This is a genomic window from Streptomyces sp. NPDC055506 (genome assembly GCF_053643595.1).
In genome coordinates, this window is sequence record NZ_JBSHKH010000063.1 from 1 (window position 1) to 18929 (window position 18929).

Annotated in this window: 19 protein-coding genes; 6 read left to right on the forward strand and 13 right to left on the reverse strand. The window is 72.9% G+C overall.

The window, feature by feature from the left end; all coding sequences use genetic code 11:
* The 3 genes from rplT to infC all read right to left on the reverse strand — a co-directional run.
* A partial coding sequence (gene rplT, locus ACWIF2_RS23220; RefSeq protein WP_454362551.1) for a 50S ribosomal protein L20 occupies positions 1-375 on the reverse strand: 375 nt, incomplete at its 3' end.
* Positions 376-470: 95 nt separating this feature from the next.
* Positions 471-665, reverse strand: a complete 195-nt coding sequence (rpmI, locus tag ACWIF2_RS23225; protein ID WP_003989075.1) for a 50S ribosomal protein L35 — start codon at positions 663-665, stop codon at positions 471-473.
* Between the two features lie 109 nt (positions 666-774).
* Complete coding sequence (gene infC / locus ACWIF2_RS23230; protein WP_215124526.1) at positions 775-1425, reverse strand: translation initiation factor IF-3; 651 nt, start codon at positions 1423-1425, stop codon at positions 775-777.
* Between the two features lie 394 nt (positions 1426-1819).
* Between infC and ACWIF2_RS23235 the strand changes: the two genes are divergently transcribed.
* Positions 1820-2176 carry a DUF1844 domain-containing protein gene (locus ACWIF2_RS23235; RefSeq protein WP_215122530.1) on the forward strand — a complete coding sequence of 119 codons (357 nt, stop codon included), beginning with the start codon at positions 1820-1822 and terminating at the stop codon, positions 2174-2176.
* A 40-nt stretch (positions 2177-2216) separates the two neighbouring features.
* On the opposite strand, the gene ACWIF2_RS23240 is transcribed toward ACWIF2_RS23235, so the two are convergent.
* The 3 genes from ACWIF2_RS23240 to ACWIF2_RS23250 form a co-directional block, all read right to left on the reverse strand.
* Entirely contained in the window at positions 2217-2945 is a 729-nt protein-coding gene (locus ACWIF2_RS23240) for an SseB family protein (protein WP_454362552.1), read from the reverse strand.
* A gap of 59 nt (positions 2946-3004) precedes the next feature.
* Positions 3005-4150, reverse strand: coding sequence for a type VII secretion-associated serine protease mycosin (mycP, locus tag ACWIF2_RS23245; protein ID WP_454362583.1), 1146 nt, complete (start codon positions 4148-4150; stop codon positions 3005-3007).
* A gap of 89 nt (positions 4151-4239) precedes the next feature.
* Positions 4240-5814, reverse strand: coding sequence for a hypothetical protein (locus tag ACWIF2_RS23250; protein ID WP_454362553.1), 1575 nt, complete (start codon positions 5812-5814; stop codon positions 4240-4242).
* Between the two features lie 461 nt (positions 5815-6275).
* Between ACWIF2_RS23250 and ACWIF2_RS23255 the strand changes: the two genes are divergently transcribed.
* A complete protein-coding gene (locus tag ACWIF2_RS23255; protein ID WP_454362554.1) occupies positions 6276-7478 on the forward strand; it encodes an amino acid deaminase/aldolase in 1203 nt (400 codons plus the stop codon).
* A gap of 56 nt (positions 7479-7534) precedes the next feature.
* Here ACWIF2_RS23255 and ACWIF2_RS23260 read toward each other — a convergent pair whose 3' ends face one another.
* The 4 genes from ACWIF2_RS23260 to ACWIF2_RS23275 are packed head-to-tail and all read right to left on the reverse strand — an operon-like array spanning position 7535 to position 12010.
* Positions 7535-8452 carry a DUF2510 domain-containing protein gene (locus tag ACWIF2_RS23260; protein ID WP_454362584.1) on the reverse strand — a complete coding sequence of 306 codons (918 nt, stop codon included), beginning with the start codon at positions 8450-8452 and terminating at the stop codon, positions 7535-7537.
* Between the two features lie 29 nt (positions 8453-8481).
* Positions 8482-9267, reverse strand: a complete 786-nt coding sequence (locus tag ACWIF2_RS23265; protein WP_454362555.1) for a 3-oxoacyl-ACP reductase — start codon at positions 9265-9267, stop codon at positions 8482-8484.
* On the reverse strand, positions 9264-10637 hold the full coding sequence (locus ACWIF2_RS23270) for an aldehyde dehydrogenase family protein (RefSeq protein ID WP_454362556.1): 1374 nt from the start codon (positions 10635-10637) through the stop codon (positions 9264-9266). The genes ACWIF2_RS23265 and ACWIF2_RS23270 overlap by 4 nt, the downstream gene beginning before the upstream one ends.
* 8 nt (positions 10638-10645) lie before the next feature.
* Positions 10646-12010, reverse strand: a complete 1365-nt coding sequence (locus tag ACWIF2_RS23275; protein ID WP_454362557.1) for a glutamine synthetase family protein — start codon at positions 12008-12010, stop codon at positions 10646-10648.
* A gap of 84 nt (positions 12011-12094) precedes the next feature.
* Here ACWIF2_RS23275 and ACWIF2_RS23280 point away from each other — a divergent pair, with 84 nt between their 5' ends.
* The 3 genes from ACWIF2_RS23280 to ACWIF2_RS23290 all read left to right on the forward strand — a co-directional run bounded on the left by ACWIF2_RS23280 (position 12095) and on the right by ACWIF2_RS23290 (position 15186).
* Positions 12095-12829, forward strand: coding sequence for a FadR/GntR family transcriptional regulator (locus tag ACWIF2_RS23280; protein ID WP_454362558.1), 735 nt, complete (start codon positions 12095-12097; stop codon positions 12827-12829).
* 187 nt (positions 12830-13016) lie between these two features.
* Positions 13017-14462 (forward strand): ethanolamine permease, encoded by a 1446-nt coding sequence (eat, locus tag ACWIF2_RS23285; protein WP_454362559.1) that lies wholly within the window; start codon positions 13017-13019, stop codon positions 14460-14462.
* 46 nt (positions 14463-14508) lie between these two features.
* On the forward strand, positions 14509-15186 hold the full coding sequence (locus ACWIF2_RS23290; RefSeq protein WP_454362585.1) for a gamma-glutamyl-gamma-aminobutyrate hydrolase family protein: 678 nt from the start codon (positions 14509-14511) through the stop codon (positions 15184-15186).
* Between the two features lie 116 nt (positions 15187-15302).
* Here ACWIF2_RS23290 and ACWIF2_RS23295 read toward each other — a convergent pair whose 3' ends face one another.
* Positions 15303-16238: a LysR family transcriptional regulator gene (locus ACWIF2_RS23295; RefSeq protein ID WP_454362560.1), complete on the reverse strand. Its 936-nt coding sequence runs from the start codon at positions 16236-16238 to the stop codon at positions 15303-15305.
* Positions 16239-16308: 70 nt separating this feature from the next.
* On the opposite strand from ACWIF2_RS23295, the gene ACWIF2_RS23300 reads away from it, so the two are divergent.
* Positions 16309-17445 carry a TDT family transporter gene (locus ACWIF2_RS23300; RefSeq protein WP_454362561.1) on the forward strand — a complete coding sequence of 379 codons (1137 nt, stop codon included), beginning with the start codon at positions 16309-16311 and terminating at the stop codon, positions 17443-17445.
* Here ACWIF2_RS23300 and ACWIF2_RS23305 read toward each other — a convergent pair.
* Both ACWIF2_RS23305 and ACWIF2_RS23310 read right to left on the reverse strand, forming a co-directional pair.
* On the reverse strand, positions 17372-18091 hold the full coding sequence (locus ACWIF2_RS23305) for a helical backbone metal receptor (protein ID WP_454362562.1): 720 nt from the start codon (positions 18089-18091) through the stop codon (positions 17372-17374). The genes ACWIF2_RS23300 and ACWIF2_RS23305 overlap by 74 nt on opposite strands.
* The gene (locus ACWIF2_RS23310; RefSeq protein WP_454362563.1) at positions 18088-18657 is read right to left on the reverse strand and encodes a helix-turn-helix domain-containing protein; all 570 of its coding nucleotides are present in this window, start codon (positions 18655-18657) and stop codon (positions 18088-18090) included. Before ACWIF2_RS23310 ends, ACWIF2_RS23305 begins: the two co-directional genes overlap by 4 nt.
* Between the last annotated feature and the right edge of the window lie 272 nt (positions 18658-18929).

Here is an 18929-nt window from a genome sequence, read left to right on the forward strand (position 1 = left end):
GTGAAGCTGAGCGTCTCTCCCTGCCACCGCCGTCTGCGCGACCTCGACGAGCGCGGCGAACGCACCGGCGTCGTTGACGGCCAGCTCGGCCAGGATCTTGCGGTCGACCTCGACGTTCGCGGCCTTCAGACCCTGGATGAAGCGGTTGTACGTGATGCCGTTGGCGCGGGCAGCGGCGTTGATGCGCTGGATCCACAGCTGACGGAAGTCACCCTTGCGCTTCTTGCGGTCGTTGTAGTTGTAGACCAGCGAGTGGGTGACCTGCTCCTTGGCCTTGCGGTACAGGCGCGAACGCTGACCGCGGTAGCCGGAAGCCTGCTCGAGGATCGCCCGGCGCTTCTTGTGGGCGTTCACTGCCCGCTTGACGCGTGCCACTTTTTAACTCCTTGTAGCGGGGCCGCGGTGGTCCTCACACGGCCCGAAATCGATTGGGTCCCGGTCCTGACGTACGGCGCTCACGCGCCGATGCGTCACTTGCCGAGAAGCTTCTTGATCTTCTTGGCGTCGCCCGGGGCCATCTCGGCGTTGCCGGTGAGGCGACGCGTCACACGGGACGACTTGTGCTCGAGCAGGTGGCGCTTGCCGGCGCGCTCGCGGAGCACCTTGCCGGAGCCGGTGACCTTGAAGCGCTTGCTGGACCCGCTGTGCGACTTGTTCTTCGGCATAGCGCCGTACTCTCCTCGTCGGTGGCGCTCCGGTGCCCGGTCGTGAAACCGGGCACGGTGGAGCGTCGTCTTGTTTCGATTGCTTCCTCGGGACTCGCGTCCCCAGGGGTCACGCCTCGGCGGGCTCCTCGGCCGGCGCCTCGACGTCCGCGTCGGCTTCCGCGGCGTTCTGCGAGCGGCCGGGGTTGGCCTTCGCTTCCGCCTTGCGGGCCTCCTGCGCCTGGCGAGCCTCGGCCATCGCCTCGGTCTTCTTCTTGTGCGGACCGAGGACCATGATCATGTTCCGGCCGTCCTGCTTCGGGTTCGACTCGACGAAACCGAGGTCCTGGACGTCCTCCGCGAGACGCTGCAGCAGTCGGTAGCCCAGCTCGGGCCGGGACTGCTCGCGACCACGGAACATGATCGTGATCTTGACCTTGTCGCCCTGCTTGAGGAACCGGACGACGTGACCCTTCTTGGTGTCATAGTCGTGCGGGTCGATCTTCGGCCGGAGCTTCATCTCCTTGATGACCGTGTGCGCCTGGTTCTTGCGCGCCTCACGGGCCTTCATGGCCGACTCGTACTTGAACTTCCCGTAGTCCATGAGCTTGCACACGGGCGGACGGGCATTCGCCGCGACCTCGACCAGGTCCAGGTCGTACTCCTGCGCAAGCTCCAGTGCCTTGGCCAGCGGGACGATGCCCACCTGCTCGCCACTGGGACCGACAAGTCGCACCTCGGGAACGCGAATCCGGTCGTTGATGCGGGGCTCGGCGCTGATGGATCCTCCTCGGTAGCACCACGCGACGGTCTGGCGGACGGCCGCGTAACGTCTCTATTCGATAGACCTAACCGCGCCGAAGCAGAAAAAATGCCCCGGACGATCCCAGGCGGGGCTCCTCGAACTACCGGAGCACCGCCGCGGTGACCGCGGGGCGCGCTTTCGGACGGATCGCCGCCGCTGGGACGGGATCGTCTGACCGGTGACCCGCCGCCCTGGGGGCGGTCGGGTGGGAGTTCGAAAGCCTCCACTTGTGGGTCGGGCTCGCGGGCCGTGAGGCATACGGGTCCGACCGGTCGTTACACGAGGTTACCAGCAATGGCCAGGAACGGCTAATTGGGACGCCGTGGGGCCTGGTGCGGCACGGCCCCCTCCTGCGCCTATCGTGTGGGGCATGAGTGAGACCCCTCCTGAGTCCCCCGACTTCGACGCCATGGCCCGCGACATCGCCGAGGTCCCTGCGGTCGAGGTGATCGTGACGGTCGCCGTCAACCTGATGAGCGCCGCCGCTGTGAAGCTCGGTCTGACCGAGGAGGGCGACAAGCACAAGGACCTGGACGAGGCCCGCAAGCTGGTGCACGCGCTGGCCGGCCTGCTGGACGCCTCCGCGACCGAGATCAGCTCCTTCCACGCGTCGCCGCTGCGCGACGGTCTGAAGTCGCTGCAGCTGGCGTTCCGCGAGGCGTCGCTGAGCCCGGACGAGCCGGGCCAGGGGCCGGGCGAGAAGTACACGGGCCCGGTCTACGGCTAGTCCCTGTAGTTCTTGGGGCCGGTCGGCCGCGGCCGGTCCGTCAGCGTTCGAACAAGGGCTCGCCCGGGGGCGTCGCCTCGGCCGGCAGCAGTGCCAGGTCGAGGCCGCGCACCAGGCGGGCCCTCAGTGTCTCGTCGGCGGCGAGCCGCTCGGCGACGGCCCGGGCGGCCTCGGCCGGGGTCGCGGACGGGTCGAGGACCAGGGCGAGGGTGCCGTCGGCCCGGCCCGGCCCGAGATGGGCGCGCAGGACGGCGGGCTCGGCGGCCACGGCCTCGCGTACGGCCGCGATCACGGCCGGGTCGGCCAGCGGGTCGGCGGTGGACCGGCCCTCCGCGAGAGCGAGCAGCGCGGAGCCGGTGAGCTCGAAGGGCACGGGCCCGGCCAGATCCAGCACGACCGTGTCCGCCTTCTCGTGGGCGGCGGCCTGGAGGGCCTGGTGCAGGGGCACGGCGACGGGGCGCGCCTCCGGGTCCCAGCGGGCGAGGGAGTCCGTGGACGTGAAGGCGGGGAGGGCAGTGCGGTCGCCGGCCTTCAGGGTCGGTACGGCCATGTCGCTGGTCTTCTCGCGGCGCAGTCCCCGCTCGTCCTCCTCGACCTCGCCGAGCACGGCCACGACGGGGACCAGCAGCCGGGCGCCCCTGAGGGCGTCGAGGACCGGGCCCACGGCGGCGCGGTCCTCCGACCAGGCGGTGAGTGCCGCGCTCAGCCGGGGGTCGGCGGAGCCGTCGTCGTCGGAGAAGCCGGAGTCGGGGATGTTCTTGTTCGCCACGGTCGTCGACCCTATCGGCCGGGTGCCGCCGCTTCGGCAGCGGTTCTGACGGCCGGCCGCTAGAAGTCGTCGCGGCTCGTGCGGCGGCCGCGCCACAGGACCACGGCCGCCACCAGCAGGACGCCGCCGGCGCTGCCCGCGAGGGGAGCGGCCCAGTCGGCGGTGTCGTCGCCTGAGGCGGCGGCGTCCGGGCCGCTGCCGAAGTACTTCTCGCCGTGCGAGGCCGAGCGCAGGCCCTGCGGCTCGAGCCCGCCGGCGGCCTTGATGGCGGCGGCCGGGTCGATGAAGCCGAAGCCCCGGGAGTCGTCGCGGCCGCCGACGGGCGCGTTGCGGGCGGTCTCCTCGAGAAGCGACTTGACCTGGGCCGGGGCCAGGTCCGGGTGAGCGGCCTTGACCAGGGCGGCGGCGCCGGAGACGAAGGCGGCGGCGGCGCTGGTGCCCCAGCCCTCGTAGTACTTGTGGTCGGGGTCGGCGATGACGACGTCTACGCCGGGGGCGCTGACGGTGGCGTACCAGCGGCGAGTGGAGAAGGAGGCGCGGGTTCCGGAGCGGTCGACGGCGGTGGCCGCGATGACGCCCGGGTAGGCGGCCGGGTAGGAGATGTGGTCGCCCTTCTCACCGCCGTTGCCCGAGGAGGCGACGACGACCACGCCCTTCTTCAGGGCGTACTGGATGGCCGAGTCCTCGGTGGGTTCGGGGTGCGCGGAGGCGGAGTCGTCGCCGAGGGAGAGGTTGATGACGTCGGCGCCGTGGTCGGCCGCCCAGCGGATGCCCTCGGCGAGGGCGTTGCCGCGGGTGCTGCGGGCCTTGGCGCGGGAGGGGTCGCCGTCCTCCAGGATCACGCGGACGGGCAGGATCTTCGCCTCGGGGGCGATGCCGAGGACGCCGTCGGCGTTGCCCGGGCCGTGTCCGTGGCCGGCGATGATGCCGGCCATGGCGGTGCCGTGCCGGGCCCAGGCGCGATCGCCCGGCTCGGCTCCGAAGCCGACCAGGTCCTTGCCGGTGAGGACGTTCCCGACCAGGTCGGGGTGGTCGGCCTCGACGCCGGTGTCCAGGACGGCGACGGTGACGCCGTCGCCCTTGGTGGTCTGCCAGGCCTCCTGGGTGTGCATGGCTTCCAGGGCCCACTGCTGGGCGCGGATGCTGTCGGCGTGGGCGACGGGAGCGGGGAGCAGGACGAGGCCGGCGGCGAGCAGGACGCCCAGGGCTCCGGTACGCCCGGACGCGAGGGCCCGCCTGGGCGCGAAGGCCCGCCGGGGCGCGGTGGCTCGGCCCGCCGGGCGGCTTGCGGCTGTCACGACGGCTGCTCCGTGGCCGAGCGGACGTTCTTGCGGAGGCCCCGTTCGACGCGGTCGGCGAGGCCCTGCGCCTCGTTGCCGAGGCCGGCCTGGGCCGGGGCGGTGGTGGCGTTCGGCTCCATGGCGTCCTCGGCGGGCTGCGGGTCGTCGACGGTACGGCCGTCGGCCCAGCCGGAGACGGCGTAGACGACGACCGGGGCCTCGGTGAGCACGGAGACGGTCCAGGAAGCGCGCTGTCCCGCGCCGAAGTGGGCGGCGGGGGTGTCCTTCGCGGCGTACGGCAGGGGCATCAGGTCGCTGCGGCGGTCCAGGCGCTCCTTGCGGAAACGGTTCGCGAGGGAGGTCATGCCCGGGGCGTCGGCGGTGGTGAAGAGCAGGCCGACGGTGGTCACATAGCTCTGGGTGGCGTCGGTGTAGGTGGCGCGCAGGAGCCGTTCGCAGCCGACCGGGGCGAGGGCCTTGCGCAGCAGGAGGTCGAAGGCGCCTTTGCAGCCGCTGTCCGGGGCGACGGCGATCCGGGTCCAGGTGCGGTCGGCTCCGCCGGGGCCCGCGCCCCGGCCCTGCACCGTGGGCGGGAACAGCTGGTCGACGGGGACGTTGTGCCAGAGGCTTCCGGCCGTGGCGAAGGTGCTGCGCGAGCCCTCCTCGCCGGAGTCCCCGACCAGCCAGCTGCCGGTGGCCGCGCCCGAGATGAGTCCCAGTCCGAGCACGAGACAGGCGGCGGCCGCGGCGGCCTGCGACGCGCCGCGCCGGCCGAGTGGGCGGGGCCGGGCGTCACCGTCGTATCCCTCGGGCTCCCCGAACGACACGACGGGCCGCGCGCCGGTGAGGGTTCCGCCGGGAGTCAGGGGGGCGCTCCAGGAGAACGCCGGGTCGGGAGAGACGCCGGAGGCGGGGGCGGAGTCCGGGAGCGGAGGGGCCGAGGCGGCGATGCGGGGCCGCTGGGTGGGCGCGGGCGGCACGCGCGTCCCACGGCCGGCACCGGAACCGGAACTGGTACCGGCACCGGATCCGGCGAACAGGCCCGCGCCTACCTGCGGCTCACGGGTGGGGCGCGGCGGGGTGCCGGGGCGTACGGGGCCGGGACGGCCGGAGGTCTCGGTGGTCCCGGAGGCCGGCCGGTCGGACCGCTCGGCGGGGGACGGGTCCGGAGGGATCGGCCGCAGGCGCCGGGTCGTCTCCGCGACGTTCTCGGCGGGGGAGCCGGTACGGCGTGGCAGGGGGAGCGGCCCGGGCCGGACGGAGGAGCCCGGAAGGTGACGCGGCCGCGGAGGGGTCTCGGGCGGTGTGGACGGCCTGTTCGACGCGGGCCGGTTCTCGGGGCGGACGCCGGGCGGCGTGTCCGGGAAGCGGGCGGAGGCGAGCGGTGGGGGTGGTGTCGTGGGCTCGGTGCGCTCGGGCGCGGTGGCGCCGAGGCTCGGGAAGCGAGGGCGGCCGTTCGCAGCGTCGCGGGTGCCGGAGGATGCCGGACCGGCCGAGCTGTCCCCTGCCGACGAGACGCCGGCGCCGGAGCGCCCACGGGACGCTTCCCGGTCCTCGGCGGCAGAGCCGGTCGTGCCCGCCTCACGCACCGAGGAGGGCCCTTGCTCACCTGTCGTCAGGCCCGGCGTACTGGGCCGGCCGGTGTCGGAAGACTCGCGCCCGTCCGCACCCGGCGGAGTCTCGTCGGGCGGTTCGGCTGTCGTGTTCTTCGGGGGGTGCGGGGGACGCGGTGGGCCGCTGGGGCGTGGGGGGAAGGAGGCACGCCGCGCTTCCGTGCTCATGCACCCCCCGTTTCCTCGTGCCCGGGCCGCTGCGTTCCGCGCGGGCCGGTGGCGCCCTGCCCGAGGCCCGGCACGGAATCGTCCCGGGCACACATACCCGTACGGACGGAGCGTCATCCCGGCGCGGATCCCCGGCCGGCTCGTTCCGCCGTACGTGCGCGTCACTCTACGGCTTGTCGCCGCACGAACGGGAACCAGTCCACGACCCCGGGGCATCTGCCCGGAACGTCCCCCTACCCTGCGGTAATCCAGTCTGGCAGGCTGCGTTCATGACTGCGCGCGCCGCCGACCGGGCCCGTTACGACCGGGCCACAGCCCATCTCGACGCCCCTCTCGCGATCGTGGACCTGGAGGCCTTCGACGCCAACGCCGCCGATCTGGTCCGCCGCGCCGGGGGCAAGCCCGTCCGGGTCGCCAGCAAGTCCGTGCGGTGCCGGGCACTGCTGGAACGCGTTCTGGCCCGGGACGGCTTCGCCGGGATCATGTCCTTCACGCTCGCCGAGTCGCTGTGGCTGGCCCGGTCGGGGTTCGAGGACGTACTGCTCGCCTACCCGTCGGCCGACCGTGCCGCGTTCGCCGAGCTCGCCGGTGATCCCAAGCTCGCAGCCGCCGTCACCGTCATGGTCGACGATGTGGCCCAGCTCGATCTGATCGACGCCTCGCGGGGCGGCGGTCGTGAAGTGGTGCGGGTGTGCCTGGAGTTGGACACGTCCCTCAGGCTGCTCGGCGGGCGCGTGCGCATCGGGGCCCGGCGTTCGCCGCTGCACTCCCCCGCGCAGGTCGCGGACGTGGCCCGGGCGGTGGCCCGGCGGCCGGGCTTCGAGGTCGTGGGGATCATGGCGTACGAGGGGCACGTCGCCGGTGTCGGGGACGCGGTGGCGGGGCGCCCGCTGCGCTCGCGTGCCGTACGGCTGATGCAGGCCGCCGCCAAGCGTGAACTCGCCGAGCGGCGTGCGGAGGTGGTGCGCGCGGTGCGGGCCGTCGTGCCGGGTCTGGAATTCGTCAACGGCGGTGGCACCGGTTCGGTGCAGCACACGGCGGCGGAGGACTCGGTGACCGAGATCGCCGCCGGGTCGGGGCTGTATCTGCCGCGGCTGTTCGACAACTACACGTCGTTCAGCGGGCGTCCGGCGGCCCTGTTCGCCCAGCCGGTCGTGCGGCGGCCCGGGGTGGGCGTGGTGACCGTGCTCGGTGGCGGGTATCCCGCTTCCGGGGCCGCCGGGGCCGACCGGTCGCCCGTGCCGTATCTGCCCGACGGGCTGCGCTACGACCCTCAGGAGGGGGCCGGTGAGGTGCAGACGCCGCTGCTCGGCTCGCCCGCCGACGATCTGCTGATCGGTGACAAGGTCTGGTTCCGGCACGCGAAGGCCGGTGAGCTGTGCGAGCGGTTCGAGCGGCTGCGGCTGATCGAGGGCGACGCGGTGACGGCGACCGTGCCGACCTACCGGGGCGAGGGGCACACGTTCCTGTAGGACGTCAGCCCGTCAGCTCGTCGGCCGTCGGCCGTCGGCCGTCGGCCGTCGGCCGTTCAGTCCGACGGGCCGATGCTGCTGCCGACGCCGCCGCCCGTGTCCCCGTCGCCGACCGGGCGGATGCCCTTGGTGACGCGGTCCATGTCGGCGAGCGGCGGTCCGTCCTCGCCCGCGTCGAAGACGTAGCGGACGAGGACGGGTGACTCGGTGCCGACGCTGGAGGGGAAGACGAGCGACTGGACGTAGCCGCCCGGTCCCTTGGCGGTGTGGACCCGCCAGCGCACGAAGTACCCGGCGCGGCCCGCCACCGCGACCGGCCCGGACTTGACGACTTCGTGGGATTCCATGCCCCCGTAGGGCTTGCGGCCGATCCGGTCGCGGTCGTAGGCGTCTTCGGCAGCCTCGGAGATGTCCGCCTTGGCGAGGGCCTCGGGGGACTTCTCGTCGTTCGCGGTGACCGTGCGGGAGAAGACGAGGCCGTGGCGGCAGACGGTGCCGTCGCCGGGGCAGTCGTATGTGCCGTCCGTCGTCATGACGACGTCGTGCTCGGCGACGTGCTGCGGGCGGACCCAGCCGTCGAGCAGCGGGAAGGTGACGCCGTTGAGCTGGTCCTCGACGACGGCCGGGTCGTCGGCGGACGGCTCGGAGGCGGATGCCGCTGGAGTCGGCTCCGAGGATTGCGAGGACTCCGGCGCGGTGGGGCCGGAGGGCGTCGGAATCGTCCTCGTCTCAGCGCCGCTGTCGTCGCCGCTGGTGAGGGCCACGGCTCCGGTGACGATCGCCGCGACCAGGACCGCCCCGGCGGCGACGAGGGCGACCACCTTCGCGCGCCCGGTGCCGCCGCCCGGGGGCGAAGGCACCGGGCCCGCGGTGCCTCCGGGCGCGCGGCGGTGCTCGGTCCAGGCCGTGCCGTCCCACCAGCGTTCCAGATGGGGGCCGTGCGGGTCGGGATACCAGCCGGGCGGAGGCGTCATGCTCATCCCGGCACTCTAGGGCCAGGCGCCTACAGGGGGGTGACGTACGCCCCCGCGATCCCGCCGTCGACCAGGAAGTCGGTGGCGTTCACGAAGGAGGAGTCGTCGCTGGCCAGGAAGGCGACGGCGGCGGCGATCTCCTCGGCCTCGGCGAAGCGGCCCAGCGGGATGTGCACCAGGCGGCGCGCGGCGCGCTCCGGGTCCTTGGCGAACAGCTCCTGAAGGAGGGGGGTGTTGACCGGGCCGGGGCAGAGGGCGTTCACGCGGATGCCCTCGCGGGCGAACTGGACGCCCAGTTCGCGGGACATGGCGAGGACGCCGCCCTTGGAGGCCGTGTACGAGATCTGGCTGGTGGCGGCGCCCATCCTCGCGACGAAGGACGCCGTGTTGATGATCGAGCCCCTGCCCTGGCGCCGCATGTACGGGATGGCGGCCTTGCAGCACAGGTAGACGGAGGTGAGGTTGACCTCCTGGACACGCTTCCAGGCCTCCAGGCCGGTCTCCAGGATGGAGTCGTCGTCGGGCGGGGAGATGCCGGCGTTGTTGAAGGCGATGTCGACACTGCCGTAGGTGTCGTAGGCGGCCTTGAAGAGGGCCTCGACCTCCTCGGGGTCGGTGACGTCGACCTTGACGAAGGTGCCGCCGGTCTCCTCGGCGGCGGCCTTGCCGCGTACCTCGTCGACGTCGCCGCAGACGACGTGCGCGCCCTCGGAGGCGAGGCGGCGCGCGGCGGCGAGGCCGATGCCGCTGCCGGCTCCGGTGACGACGGCGGTGCGGCCGACCAGACGGCGGCAGATGGTGTCCTGAGCAGTCACTGTGCGGGGCCCTCCGTGCTGATGAAGACGTTCTTGGTTTCGGTGAAGGCGGCCAGGGCCTCGGGGCCGAGCTCGCGGCCGACGCCCGACTGCTTGTAGCCGCCGAACGGGGTCCAGTAGCGGACGCTGGCGTGGGAGTTGACGGACAGGTTGCCGGCGCGGACGGCCTGGGAGACGCGGAGCGCCCGGCCGACGTCCCTCGTCCAGATGGAACCGGAGAGGCCGTACGGGGTGTCGTTGGCCAGGCGGATCGCGTCCGCCTCGTCGGTGAACGGCAGCAGGACGGCCACGGGGCCGAAGATCTCCTCGCAGGCCGCCGCCGAGTCGGGTCGCTCGCCGGTGAGCACGGTCGGCGGGAACCAGAAGCCGGGCCCCTCGGGTGCGCTGCCGCGCAGGGCCGGGGCGTCCTCTGGTACGAAACCCCGGACGCGGTCGAGCTGCTGCCGGGAGATCAGCGGGCCCATCTGCGTCTTCTCGTCGGCCGGGTCGCCCACCACCACGGCGGCCAGGGCCTCGGCGAGCAGCTCGCGGACCTCGTCGTACACCTGCTCCTGGACCAGGATGCGGGTGCGGGCACAGCAGTCCTGGCCGGAGTTGTCCAGGAAGGAGAACGGGTCGACGGCGGTCCTGAGGTCGGAGTCGGCGAAGACGATGTTGGGGCTCTTGCCGCCGAGTTCGAGGGTGACGGGCTTGACCTGCTCGGCGCCGAGCGCGGCGACGCGCGTCCCGGTGCGGGTGGAGCCGGTGAAGACGACCTTGGCGACGCCGGGGTGCCGTACCAGTGCCTCGCCCGCGACGGCGCCGTGCCCCGGCAAAACCTGGAAGAGGTGCTCCGGGAGCCCTGCCTCCAGGGCGAGTTCGGCCAGGCGCAGCGCGGTGAGGGGCGTGGTCTCGGCGGGCTTGAGGATGACCGCGTTACCGGCCGCGAGGGCCGGTGCCGTCCCCCAGGCGGCGATCGGCATGGGGAAGTTCCAGGGGGCGATCACGCCGACGACGCCGAGCGGTTCGAGGATCGTGACGTTCAGGCCGCCGGGCACCGGGATCTGCCGGCCGGTGAGCCGCTCCACTCCCCCGGCCGCGTAGTCCAGCAGGTCCCGGACGTTGCCGGCCTCCCAGCGGGCGTTGCCGATGAGGTGACCGGCCTCGCGGACCTCCAGGCGGGCCAGTTCTTCGAGGTGCTCGTCGACGGTGGCCGCGAAGCGGCGCAGCAGCCGGGCGCGGTCGCCTGGCGCGAGGGCGGCCCAGACGTTCTGGGCCCGGGTGGCCAGGGTGACCGCCGCGTCGACATCGGCCGGGCCGGCCGCCGCGATGGCGGCGACGACCTCCTCGGTCGCGGGGTTCAGTACTTCCAGGAGGTGCTCGGAAGACAAGAAGGACCTCACATGCGTTCGAAGGAGCGGCGCAGCTCCCAGTCGGTCACCGCGGCGTCGAAGGCGTCCAGTTCGACCCGCGCCATGTTGCGGTAGTGCGCGACGACCTCGTCCCCGAAGGCGGCCTTGGCGATGGGGCTGTTCTCCCAGAGCTCGGCGGCCTCGCGCAGGGTGGTGGGGACGTGGGCGAAGTCGGCGGTGTAGGCGTTGCCGGGACAGGGTTCGGGCAGCTCCAGCTTCTGCTCGATGCCGTGCAGCCCGGCCGCCACGAGTCCGGCGACGGCGAGGTAGGGGTTGACGTCGCCGCCGGGCAGCCGGTTCTCGAAGCGCAGGGAGCGGCCGTGGCCGACCACGCGCAGCGCGCAGGTGCGGTTGTCATGGCCCCAGGCGACGGCGGTCGGGGCGAAGGAGCCGGGCTGGAACCGCTTGTAGGAGTTGATGTGGGGGGCGTAGAGCAGGGAGAAGTCGCGCAGGGCGGCGAGCTGGCCGGCGAGGAAGTGGCGCATGACGTCCGACATGCCGCCTTCGCCGTCCCCGGCCATGGCGTTGCCGCCGTGCGCGTCCGCGAGCGAGAGGTGGATGTGGCAGGAGTTGCCCTCGAGCCCGTTGTACTTGGCCATGAAGGTGATCGACACGCCCTCCTGGGCGGCGATCTCCTTGGCGCCGGTCTTGTAGACGGAGTGCTGGTCGCAGGTGACCAGGGCCTCGTCGTATCGGAAGGCGATCTCGTGCTGGCCGGGGTTGCACTCGCCCTTGGCGGACTCGACGGTGAGGCCGGCCGCCGCCATCTCGTTGCGGATGCGGCGCAGCAGGGGCTCGATCCGGCCGGTGCCGAGGATCGAGTAGTCGATGTTGTACTGGTTGGCCGGGGTCAGGCCTTTGTAGTTGGCGTCCCAGGCCTGTTCGTAGCTGTCCTTGAAGACGATGAACTCCAGCTCGGTGCCGACCTGGGCGGTGTAGCCGAGCTCGGCCAGGCGCTCCAGCTGGCGGCGCAGTATCTGGCGGGGCGCGGCGACGACCGGGGAGCCGTCGCTCCAGGCGAGGTCGGCGTGGAGCATGGCCGTGCCCTCGTTCCAGGGGACGCGGCGCAGGGTGCTCAGGTCCGGGTGCATCGCGAAGTCGCCGTAGCCGCGGTCCCAGGAGGACATCGCGTACCCGTCGACGGTGTTCATCTCGGTGTCGACTGCGAGCAGGTAGTTGCAGCCCTCGGTGCCGTGCTGGAGCACCTCGTCGAGGAAGAAGCGGGCGGCGAACCGCTTGCCCTGGAGCCGCCCTTGCATGTCGGGGAAGGCCAGGACGACAGTGTCGATCTCACCGCCCGCGACGAGGGCGTGCAGCTCCTCGACGCTGAGCGGGGCTGTGCGGTCTGCCACGGGAGGGCCTCCTAGGCTCCTTGGATCCGCCGGGAGCCATAAGGTATTGCGGAGAACCATTTCTTGGGAAGGGGGTACGGCCACATGCCGGAGGAAGCTGGGGGCGAGGTGCGGGACGGATTGACGCCGGTGCTGCGGCCGGTGCGCGCGGGCAACGGCTTCGAGGAGGCGCTGGAGCAGATCCTTCAGGTCGTACGGCTGGGCCTGGTGGCGGGGGGCGAGCGGCTGCCGGCCGAGCGGGAGCTGGCGGAGCGGCTGGGGATCAGCCGGGTGACGCTGCGCGAGGTGCTGAAGGTGCTCCAGGACCAGGGTCTCGTCGAGTCGCGGCGCGGACGGTACGGCGGGACGTTCGTACGGCCCCGTACGGACGCCGGCGGCGAGGACGAGCTGCGGCGCCGGGTCGCCGAGGTCGACATAGAGGACGTCCTGCGCTTCCGGGAGGTGCTGGAGGTGGGCGCCGCGGGGCTGTGCGCGGCTCACGGACTGGACGAGAAGCAGGCCGGACAGCTCCGCGAGGCCCTGGCCCGCACTCATGACGCCCCGCTCGCCGAGTACCGCCGTCTGGACACGCTGCTGCACCTCACGATCGCCGAGCTGTCCGGGTCCCCCACGCTCACGGCCCAGTACGCGGCCGTGCGCGCGAGCGTCAACGACCTGCTCGACTGCATCCCGCTCCTGGTGCGCAATCTGGAGCACTCCCAGCGGCAGCACACGGCCTTGGTGGAGGCCGTGATCGAGGGCGACGCGGACCAGGCGCGGGAGATCATGCGCGAGCACTGCGGAGGCACGGCGGCGCTGCTGCGCGGGTTTCTGGGCTGAGCCGGGCCGGGTTCGGCGCAGTGGCCCGGTGAGGATTTACGGGCGATTAACGCACGGGTCTTGCCTTCCCTCGGTCGGCACCGCAAAGGTATGGCCTCATTCCATTGAGTTTCATTGAGTTCCACCGAGTTCCACTGAGTCGAGGCCCGCTCGACGCCGTGTCCGCCGCCCCGTGGGGAGTCTGCCCATGTCCCAGGAACCCGCCACCCCTCCCGCCGCCCCGGAGGGCGACGACTATCTGGAGCGCAGAGCGCTCCGCCGCGGCAGTGCCGGCTGGGTGCTGCTGACCGGCCTCGGTGTCGCCTACGTCGTCTCCGGCGACTACTCGGGCTGGAACTTCGGCCTGGCCGAGGGCGGCTTCGGCGGGCTCGCGATCGCCATGGTGCTCATGGGCGCGATGTACGCGTGCATGGTCTTCGCCCTCGCCGAGCTGTCCTCGATCCTGCCGACGGCGGGCGGCGGCTACGGCTTCGCCCGGCGGGCGCTGGGGCCCTGGGGCGGCTTCCTGACGGGTACGGCGATCCTCATCGAGTACGTCCTCGCGCCCGCGGCGATCGTCATCTTCATCGGGGACTACGTCGAGTCGCTGGGCCTGTTCGGCCTGGAGTCCGGCTGGCCGGTGTACCTGGTCTGCTTCGCGATCTTCCTTGGCATCCATCTGTGGGGCGTGGGCGAGGCGCTGCGGTTCAGCTTCGTGGTCACCGGCATCGCGGTCGCGGCCCTGATCGTGTTCGCGCTGGCGGCACTGCCCGACTTCTCCTTCGCGTCGCTGGACGACATCCCGGTCGACGCCTCGGCCGCGGGATCCAGCTCCTGGCTGCCGTTCGGCCTGCTCGGCATCTGGGCGGCGTTCCCGTTCGGCATGTGGTTCTTCCTGGGCGTCGAGGGGGTGCCGCTGGCCGCCGAGGAGACCAGGGATCCGGCGCGTACGCTGCCGAAGGCGATCCGCTGGTCCATGGGCATCCTGGTGGTGCTGGCCGTGGTCACGTTCTTCGCGGCGGCCGGCGCACGCGGTTCCGCGGTGATCCAGGAGGCGGGCAACCCGCTGGTCGAGGCGCTGCAGCCGGGCGGCGAGGCGACGACACTGAGCCGGATCGTGAACTACGCGGGCCTGGCCGGCCTGGTGGCCTCGTTCTTCTCCCTGATCTACGCGGGCTCACGCCAGCTCTTCGCCCTGTCCCGGGCGGGATATCTGCCCCGCTTCCTGTCCCTCACCAGCCGCCGCAAGGCGCCGTACCTGGGCCTGCTGGTCCCCGGCACGATCGGCTTCGTGCTGGCGGCGTGGTCGGGCAACGGCGCCCGCATGCTGAACATCGCCGTCTTCGGCGCGACCATCTCCTACGCGCTGATGTCGCTGTCGCACATCGTGCTGCGCCGCCGCGAGCCGGAGCTGCCGCGGCCGTACCGTACGCCGGGCGGGGTGCTGACCTCCTCGGTCGCCCTGGTGCTGGCCTGTGCGGCGCTGGTGGCCACGTTCCTGGTGGATGTGACGGCGGCGGTCATCGCGCTCGTGGTGTACGTCGTCGCCATCGGGTACTTCGGCCTGTACAGCCGCAAGCGGCTGGTGGCGAAGGCACCGGAGGAGGAGTTCGCGGCGCTGGCGGAGGCCGAGGCAGAGTTGGCACGGGACTGAGGTGGACCGGGACGTCGATCATGAGGGAGTTGCTGTGTCCAGGCCGTTGATCGGGGTCAGCACCTATCTGGAGTCCGGTGCGCGCTGGGGCGTGTGGGAGCTGGACGCGGCGCTGCTGCCGGCCGGTTACCCGCGGCTGGTGCGGCGCGCGGGCGGCCTGGCCGCGATGCTTCCACCGGACGACCCGCTGCACGCGGCCGATGTCGTGGCCCGGCTGGACGGGGTCGTCATCGCGGGCGGGCCGGATGTCGAGCCGGTCCGCTACGGCGCGGAGCGCGAGCCGCGAACCGGGCCGCCGGCGCGGGAGCGGGACGCGTGGGAGCTGGCGCTGATCGACGCGGCGCTGGCGGCGGGTGTGCCGTTGCTGGGGATCTGCCGGGGCATGCAGCTGCTGAACGTGGCCCTCGGCGGGACGCTGGTGCAGCACATCGACGGGCATGCGGAGCAGGTGGGCGTCTTCGGCGGCCACACCGTCAAGCCGGTGCCGGGGAGTCTGTACGGCGGTGTCGTGCCGGAGGAGACCTTCGTACCGACGTATCACCACCAGGCCGTGGACCGGCTGGGCGAGGGCCTGGTCCCGTCGGCGTATGCGGCGGACGGGACGATCGAGGCGCTGGAACTGCCGACGCATCCGGGGTGGGTGCTGGGGGTGCAGTGGCACCCGGAGATGGGGGATGACGTGCGGGTGATGCGGGCGTTGGTGGAAGCGGCCGCGACGACCTGACCCGGGTGCGCGCACAGCACCAGGGGCTCCGCCCCCTGGACCCCCGGCCTATGGCCACCCACCACCCGAATCAGCCGAACAAGAAGCCGGGCTCGACATACCCGCCCGGGCACCTCCTACCCCCGCGTCAGCGACAGCAGATCCCGGGCCGGACCAGTCGGCCGATGCCCCGTAGGCCACACCGCCCGCAGATCCCGCGCCAGCGCCACCCCCTCCACCGGCACACTCACCAGCCGCCGCATCGCCAGCTCCTCCCTCACCGCCAGTTCGCTCAGCACCGACGGCCCCGCCCCGCTCACCGCCGCCGCCTTGACCGCCGTCGTCGAGGACAACTCGATCAGCGGCCGGGCCAGTCCCCCGAGCGCCGCGTCCAGAACCTGCCGCGTACCCGACCCCTTCTCACGGAGGATCAGCGGCGTCGACGCCAACTCCCCCGCCGCCAGCGGCCGTCGGCGGCGGGCCCAGGGATGGCCGGGCGCCGCGACCACTATCAGCCGGTCGTGGGCGATCACGGCGGAGTCCAGCCCCGTAGGGACCGACACCCCTTCCACGAAGCCCAGATCCGCCTCGTCCGACAGCAGGCGTTCCGCCACGACCGTGGAGTTGCCGGCGTGCAGGGACACCGCCGTGTCGGGCCGCTGGGCGCGCAGCGCGAGCAGCCAGCCGGGCAGCAGGTACTCGGCGATGGTCATGCTCGCCGCCACCCGCAACCGCGAGTCACGGCGGTCGCGCAGCGCCTGCGCGCCCACGTCGAACGCCTCCGCCGCCTCGACGATACGGCGCGCCCAGTCCGTCACCAGCGCACCGGCGTCCGTCAGCCGCGACCCGCGGGGCGAGCGGTCGACCAGCGCCACACCGAGCTGCCGCTCCATCGACCGGATCCGGCTGCTCGCCGCGGGCTGGGTAATGCCGAGTTCCCGCGCCGCCCCGCCGAGGCTGCCGAGCCGCGCCACCGCCAACAGCAGCTCCAGCGCCCCGAGATCCGGCACCCGGTGCGCCAGGGACCCGGTCGCGGTGGTCGGCACGTCACCCTGCTCATCCGTCCTGCTCATAAACCCAGCTTATGTCGCCATAGAGGCATGGTCCCTGGTGGCACGGCTCCGGCGGACCGACCGTGGAGTCATGGTCACCGCAGCCCAGCCCCTCGCGTACCCCGTGTCGGTCCGTCATCTCGGGCCCAACTGGTACGCCACCGTCATGGGCACCGCCGTCGTCGCCACCGCCGGAGCCGCCCTGGCGGCGCACCTCCCCGGGCTGCGCCCCGTGCTCGCCGGGGTCTGGGCCCTCGCGTTCGTCCTGCTCCTGACCCTGCTCGGGGCCCGGGCCGTGCACTGGGCCCACCACCGGGACCAGGCCCGCGCCCATCTCCTCGACCCGGCGACGGCCCCCTTCTACGGCTGTCTCGCCATGGCCCTGCTCGCCGTGGGCGGCGGTGCGCTCACCGTGGGCCGGGACGTGATCGGCGTGCGGGCGGCCGTCGCGCTCGACGCCGTGCTGTTCAGTGCCGGCACGGCTCTCGGTCTTGCCGCCGCCGTCGCCGTGCCGTATCTGATGGCCGTACGGCACCGGGTAGAGCCGGGCCAGGCCACGCCCGTCTGGCTGCTGCCGCTGGTCGCGCCCATGGTGTCGGCCGCCGTCGGGCCGCAGCTGGTTCCCCATCTGCCGCCCGGGCAGGCCCGGGAGACGCTGCTGCTGGGCTGCTTCGCGCTGTTCGGGCTCAGTCTGCTGGCGACGCTCGTCATGCTGCCGCTGGTCTTCGGACGGCTGCTCACCGGCGGGCCGCTGCCCCTCGCCCTCACCCCCACGCTGTTCCTGGTGCTCGGCCCGCTCGGGCAGTCGACGACCGCCGTCGGCGCGTTCGCTGACACCGCCCCCGGAGTCGTACCGGCGCCGTACAGCCAGGGCTTCGGTGTTCTCGCCGTGCTCTACGGCGTGCCTGTGATGGGGTTCGCGCTGCTGTGGTTCTGCCTGGCCACCGTCCATGTGCTGCGCGCCCGGCGGCACGGGATGCGGTTCGCGATGACGTGGTGGTCGTTCACCTTCCCGGTCGGCACCTGTGTCACGGGCGCCGAGGCCCTGGGCCGGCACACCGGGCTCGTGGCCTACGAAGGGCCGGCGGTGGTCCTGTACGCGGTGCTGGTCGTCGCGTGGGGCACCGCCGCCGCGGGCACCGTGCGCGGGCTGCTCAGGGGCGAGCTGCTCGCAGGGCCCGCTCCAGCACCCGTGGCGCCTCGGCCAGCGATGGCCCGTACCAGGTGAGGTGCCGTCCGCTGACGAGCGCGCAGGGCAGGCCGGGGAAGGCCTCGGGGCCGTCGTCGGCGGTGAAGCGGTAGGGCTCGTCCGGGAGGATCACCACGTCCGGCGCCGCCGCGCGCAACTCCTCCAACGGGATGCGGGGGTAGCGCTCGGGGTGCGCCGTGTGCACGTGGTCGATGCCGAGGCGGGTCAGGACGTCGCCCGCGAAGGTGTCGCGGCCCAGGACCATCCAGGGGCGGCGCCAGATCGGCACGACCGCCGTCAGGCGGGTCACCGGCCGCGGCAGGGACGACCAGGTGTGCTCCGCCTCGTCCAGCCAGCGCGGGCGCGCCGCCACCCCGCAGGCGTCCAGGACCCGGGCCAGTTCCCGGAAGGCGCCCGGCACGTCGCGGATCTCCGTCACCAAGACCTCGACGCCCGCCGCGCGCAGGGCCGCGAGGTCGGGCTCGCGGTTCTCCTCCTCGTTGGCGATCACCAGGTCGGGGGCGAGGGAGACGATCCGGTCGGGCTTCGGGTTCTTCGTGCCGCCGACGCGTACGACGTCCAGGCCGGGCGGATGGGTGCACCAGTCGGTGGCGCCGACCAGGGCGCCGGGCGCGGAGAGGGCCACGGCCTCGGTCAGCGAGGGGACCAGCGAGACGACCCTCACCGGCGCGGCCGGTCGCGGACCGCCTCGATGTGCTCCGCCACGGCGACGACGACCACGCGGGTGTCCGACTCCGTGGCCCGCCACCGGTGCCGTACGCCGCCGGTGAGGTACAGCGTGTCGCCGCGGCCGAGCCGGTAGGCGCGGCCCTCCGCCTCGATCTCCACCGCGCCGTCGGCGACGTACATCAACTGGTCGTTGCGGTACTGGAATTCCCGGCCCGCGTCATGGTCGCCGATGAACTCGGAGGCGTGCATCTGGTGGTGGCCGCGCACCAGCGAACGGGTCCGGGGCCGGGGCAGCGGTTCGCCGTTCTCGGCGCGGACGACGTCCACGCTGCACGCCGGGTCGGCCGCGGCGAGGAGTTCCACGGCGGTGGTGCGCAGGGCGTCGGCGACCTTCTCCAGGGAGCTTCGGCTGGGACGCGCCCGGTCGTTCTCGATCTGGCTCAGGAACGGGACCGACAGGCCGCTGCGCTCGGCCACGGCGGCGAGGGTGAGCTCCAGCGCGCGGCGCCGGCGGCGTACGGCCGCGCCCACCCGAAGGGACTGCTCTTTGTGGTCGCCCATCGCTCCGGCTCCCTCCTTCGCCCGTCGATCCGGTCCCCGTGCGCCGGTCTCCCGCCGCACTGCTTCTGTTGAGTTGTCTGCACCCTACGCATGTTCGGCAAACCGTTTCATGCGCCCGTCACATCGACGTCATACAGGGCGGTGCGCGACCTCATGGTTCGCGCCAGGGGATCCGCCGCCTTCAGGGGAGGGGGCGGATTCCTCCTACGGGAGGAACAGGGTGCCAGGAGGGGCTCTGGGGGTGGCGTCGCGCTCTGTGGTTGTCCGGATCC

Coding starts and splice junctions, on each gene's coding strand:
- rpmI (WP_003989075.1), bottom strand. CDS start 665: ATGCCGAAGAACAAGTCGCACAGCGGGTCCAGCAAGCGCTTCAAGGTC.
- ACWIF2_RS23235 (WP_215122530.1), top strand. CDS start 1,820: ATGAGTGAGACCCCTCCTGAGTCCCCCGACTTCGACGCCATGGCCCGC.
- ACWIF2_RS23255 (WP_454362554.1), top strand. CDS start 6,276: ATGACTGCGCGCGCCGCCGACCGGGCCCGTTACGACCGGGCCACAGCC.
- ACWIF2_RS23260 (WP_454362584.1), bottom strand. CDS start 8,452: ATGACGCCTCCGCCCGGCTGGTATCCCGACCCGCACGGCCCCCATCTG.
- ACWIF2_RS23280 (WP_454362558.1), top strand. CDS start 12,095: ATGCCGGAGGAAGCTGGGGGCGAGGTGCGGGACGGATTGACGCCGGTG.
- eat (WP_454362559.1), top strand. CDS start 13,017: ATGTCCCAGGAACCCGCCACCCCTCCCGCCGCCCCGGAGGGCGACGAC.
- ACWIF2_RS23295 (WP_454362560.1), bottom strand. CDS start 16,238: ATGAGCAGGACGGATGAGCAGGGTGACGTGCCGACCACCGCGACCGGG.
- ACWIF2_RS23300 (WP_454362561.1), top strand. CDS start 16,309: ATGGTCACCGCAGCCCAGCCCCTCGCGTACCCCGTGTCGGTCCGTCAT.
- ACWIF2_RS23310 (WP_454362563.1), bottom strand. CDS start 18,657: ATGGGCGACCACAAAGAGCAGTCCCTTCGGGTGGGCGCGGCCGTACGC.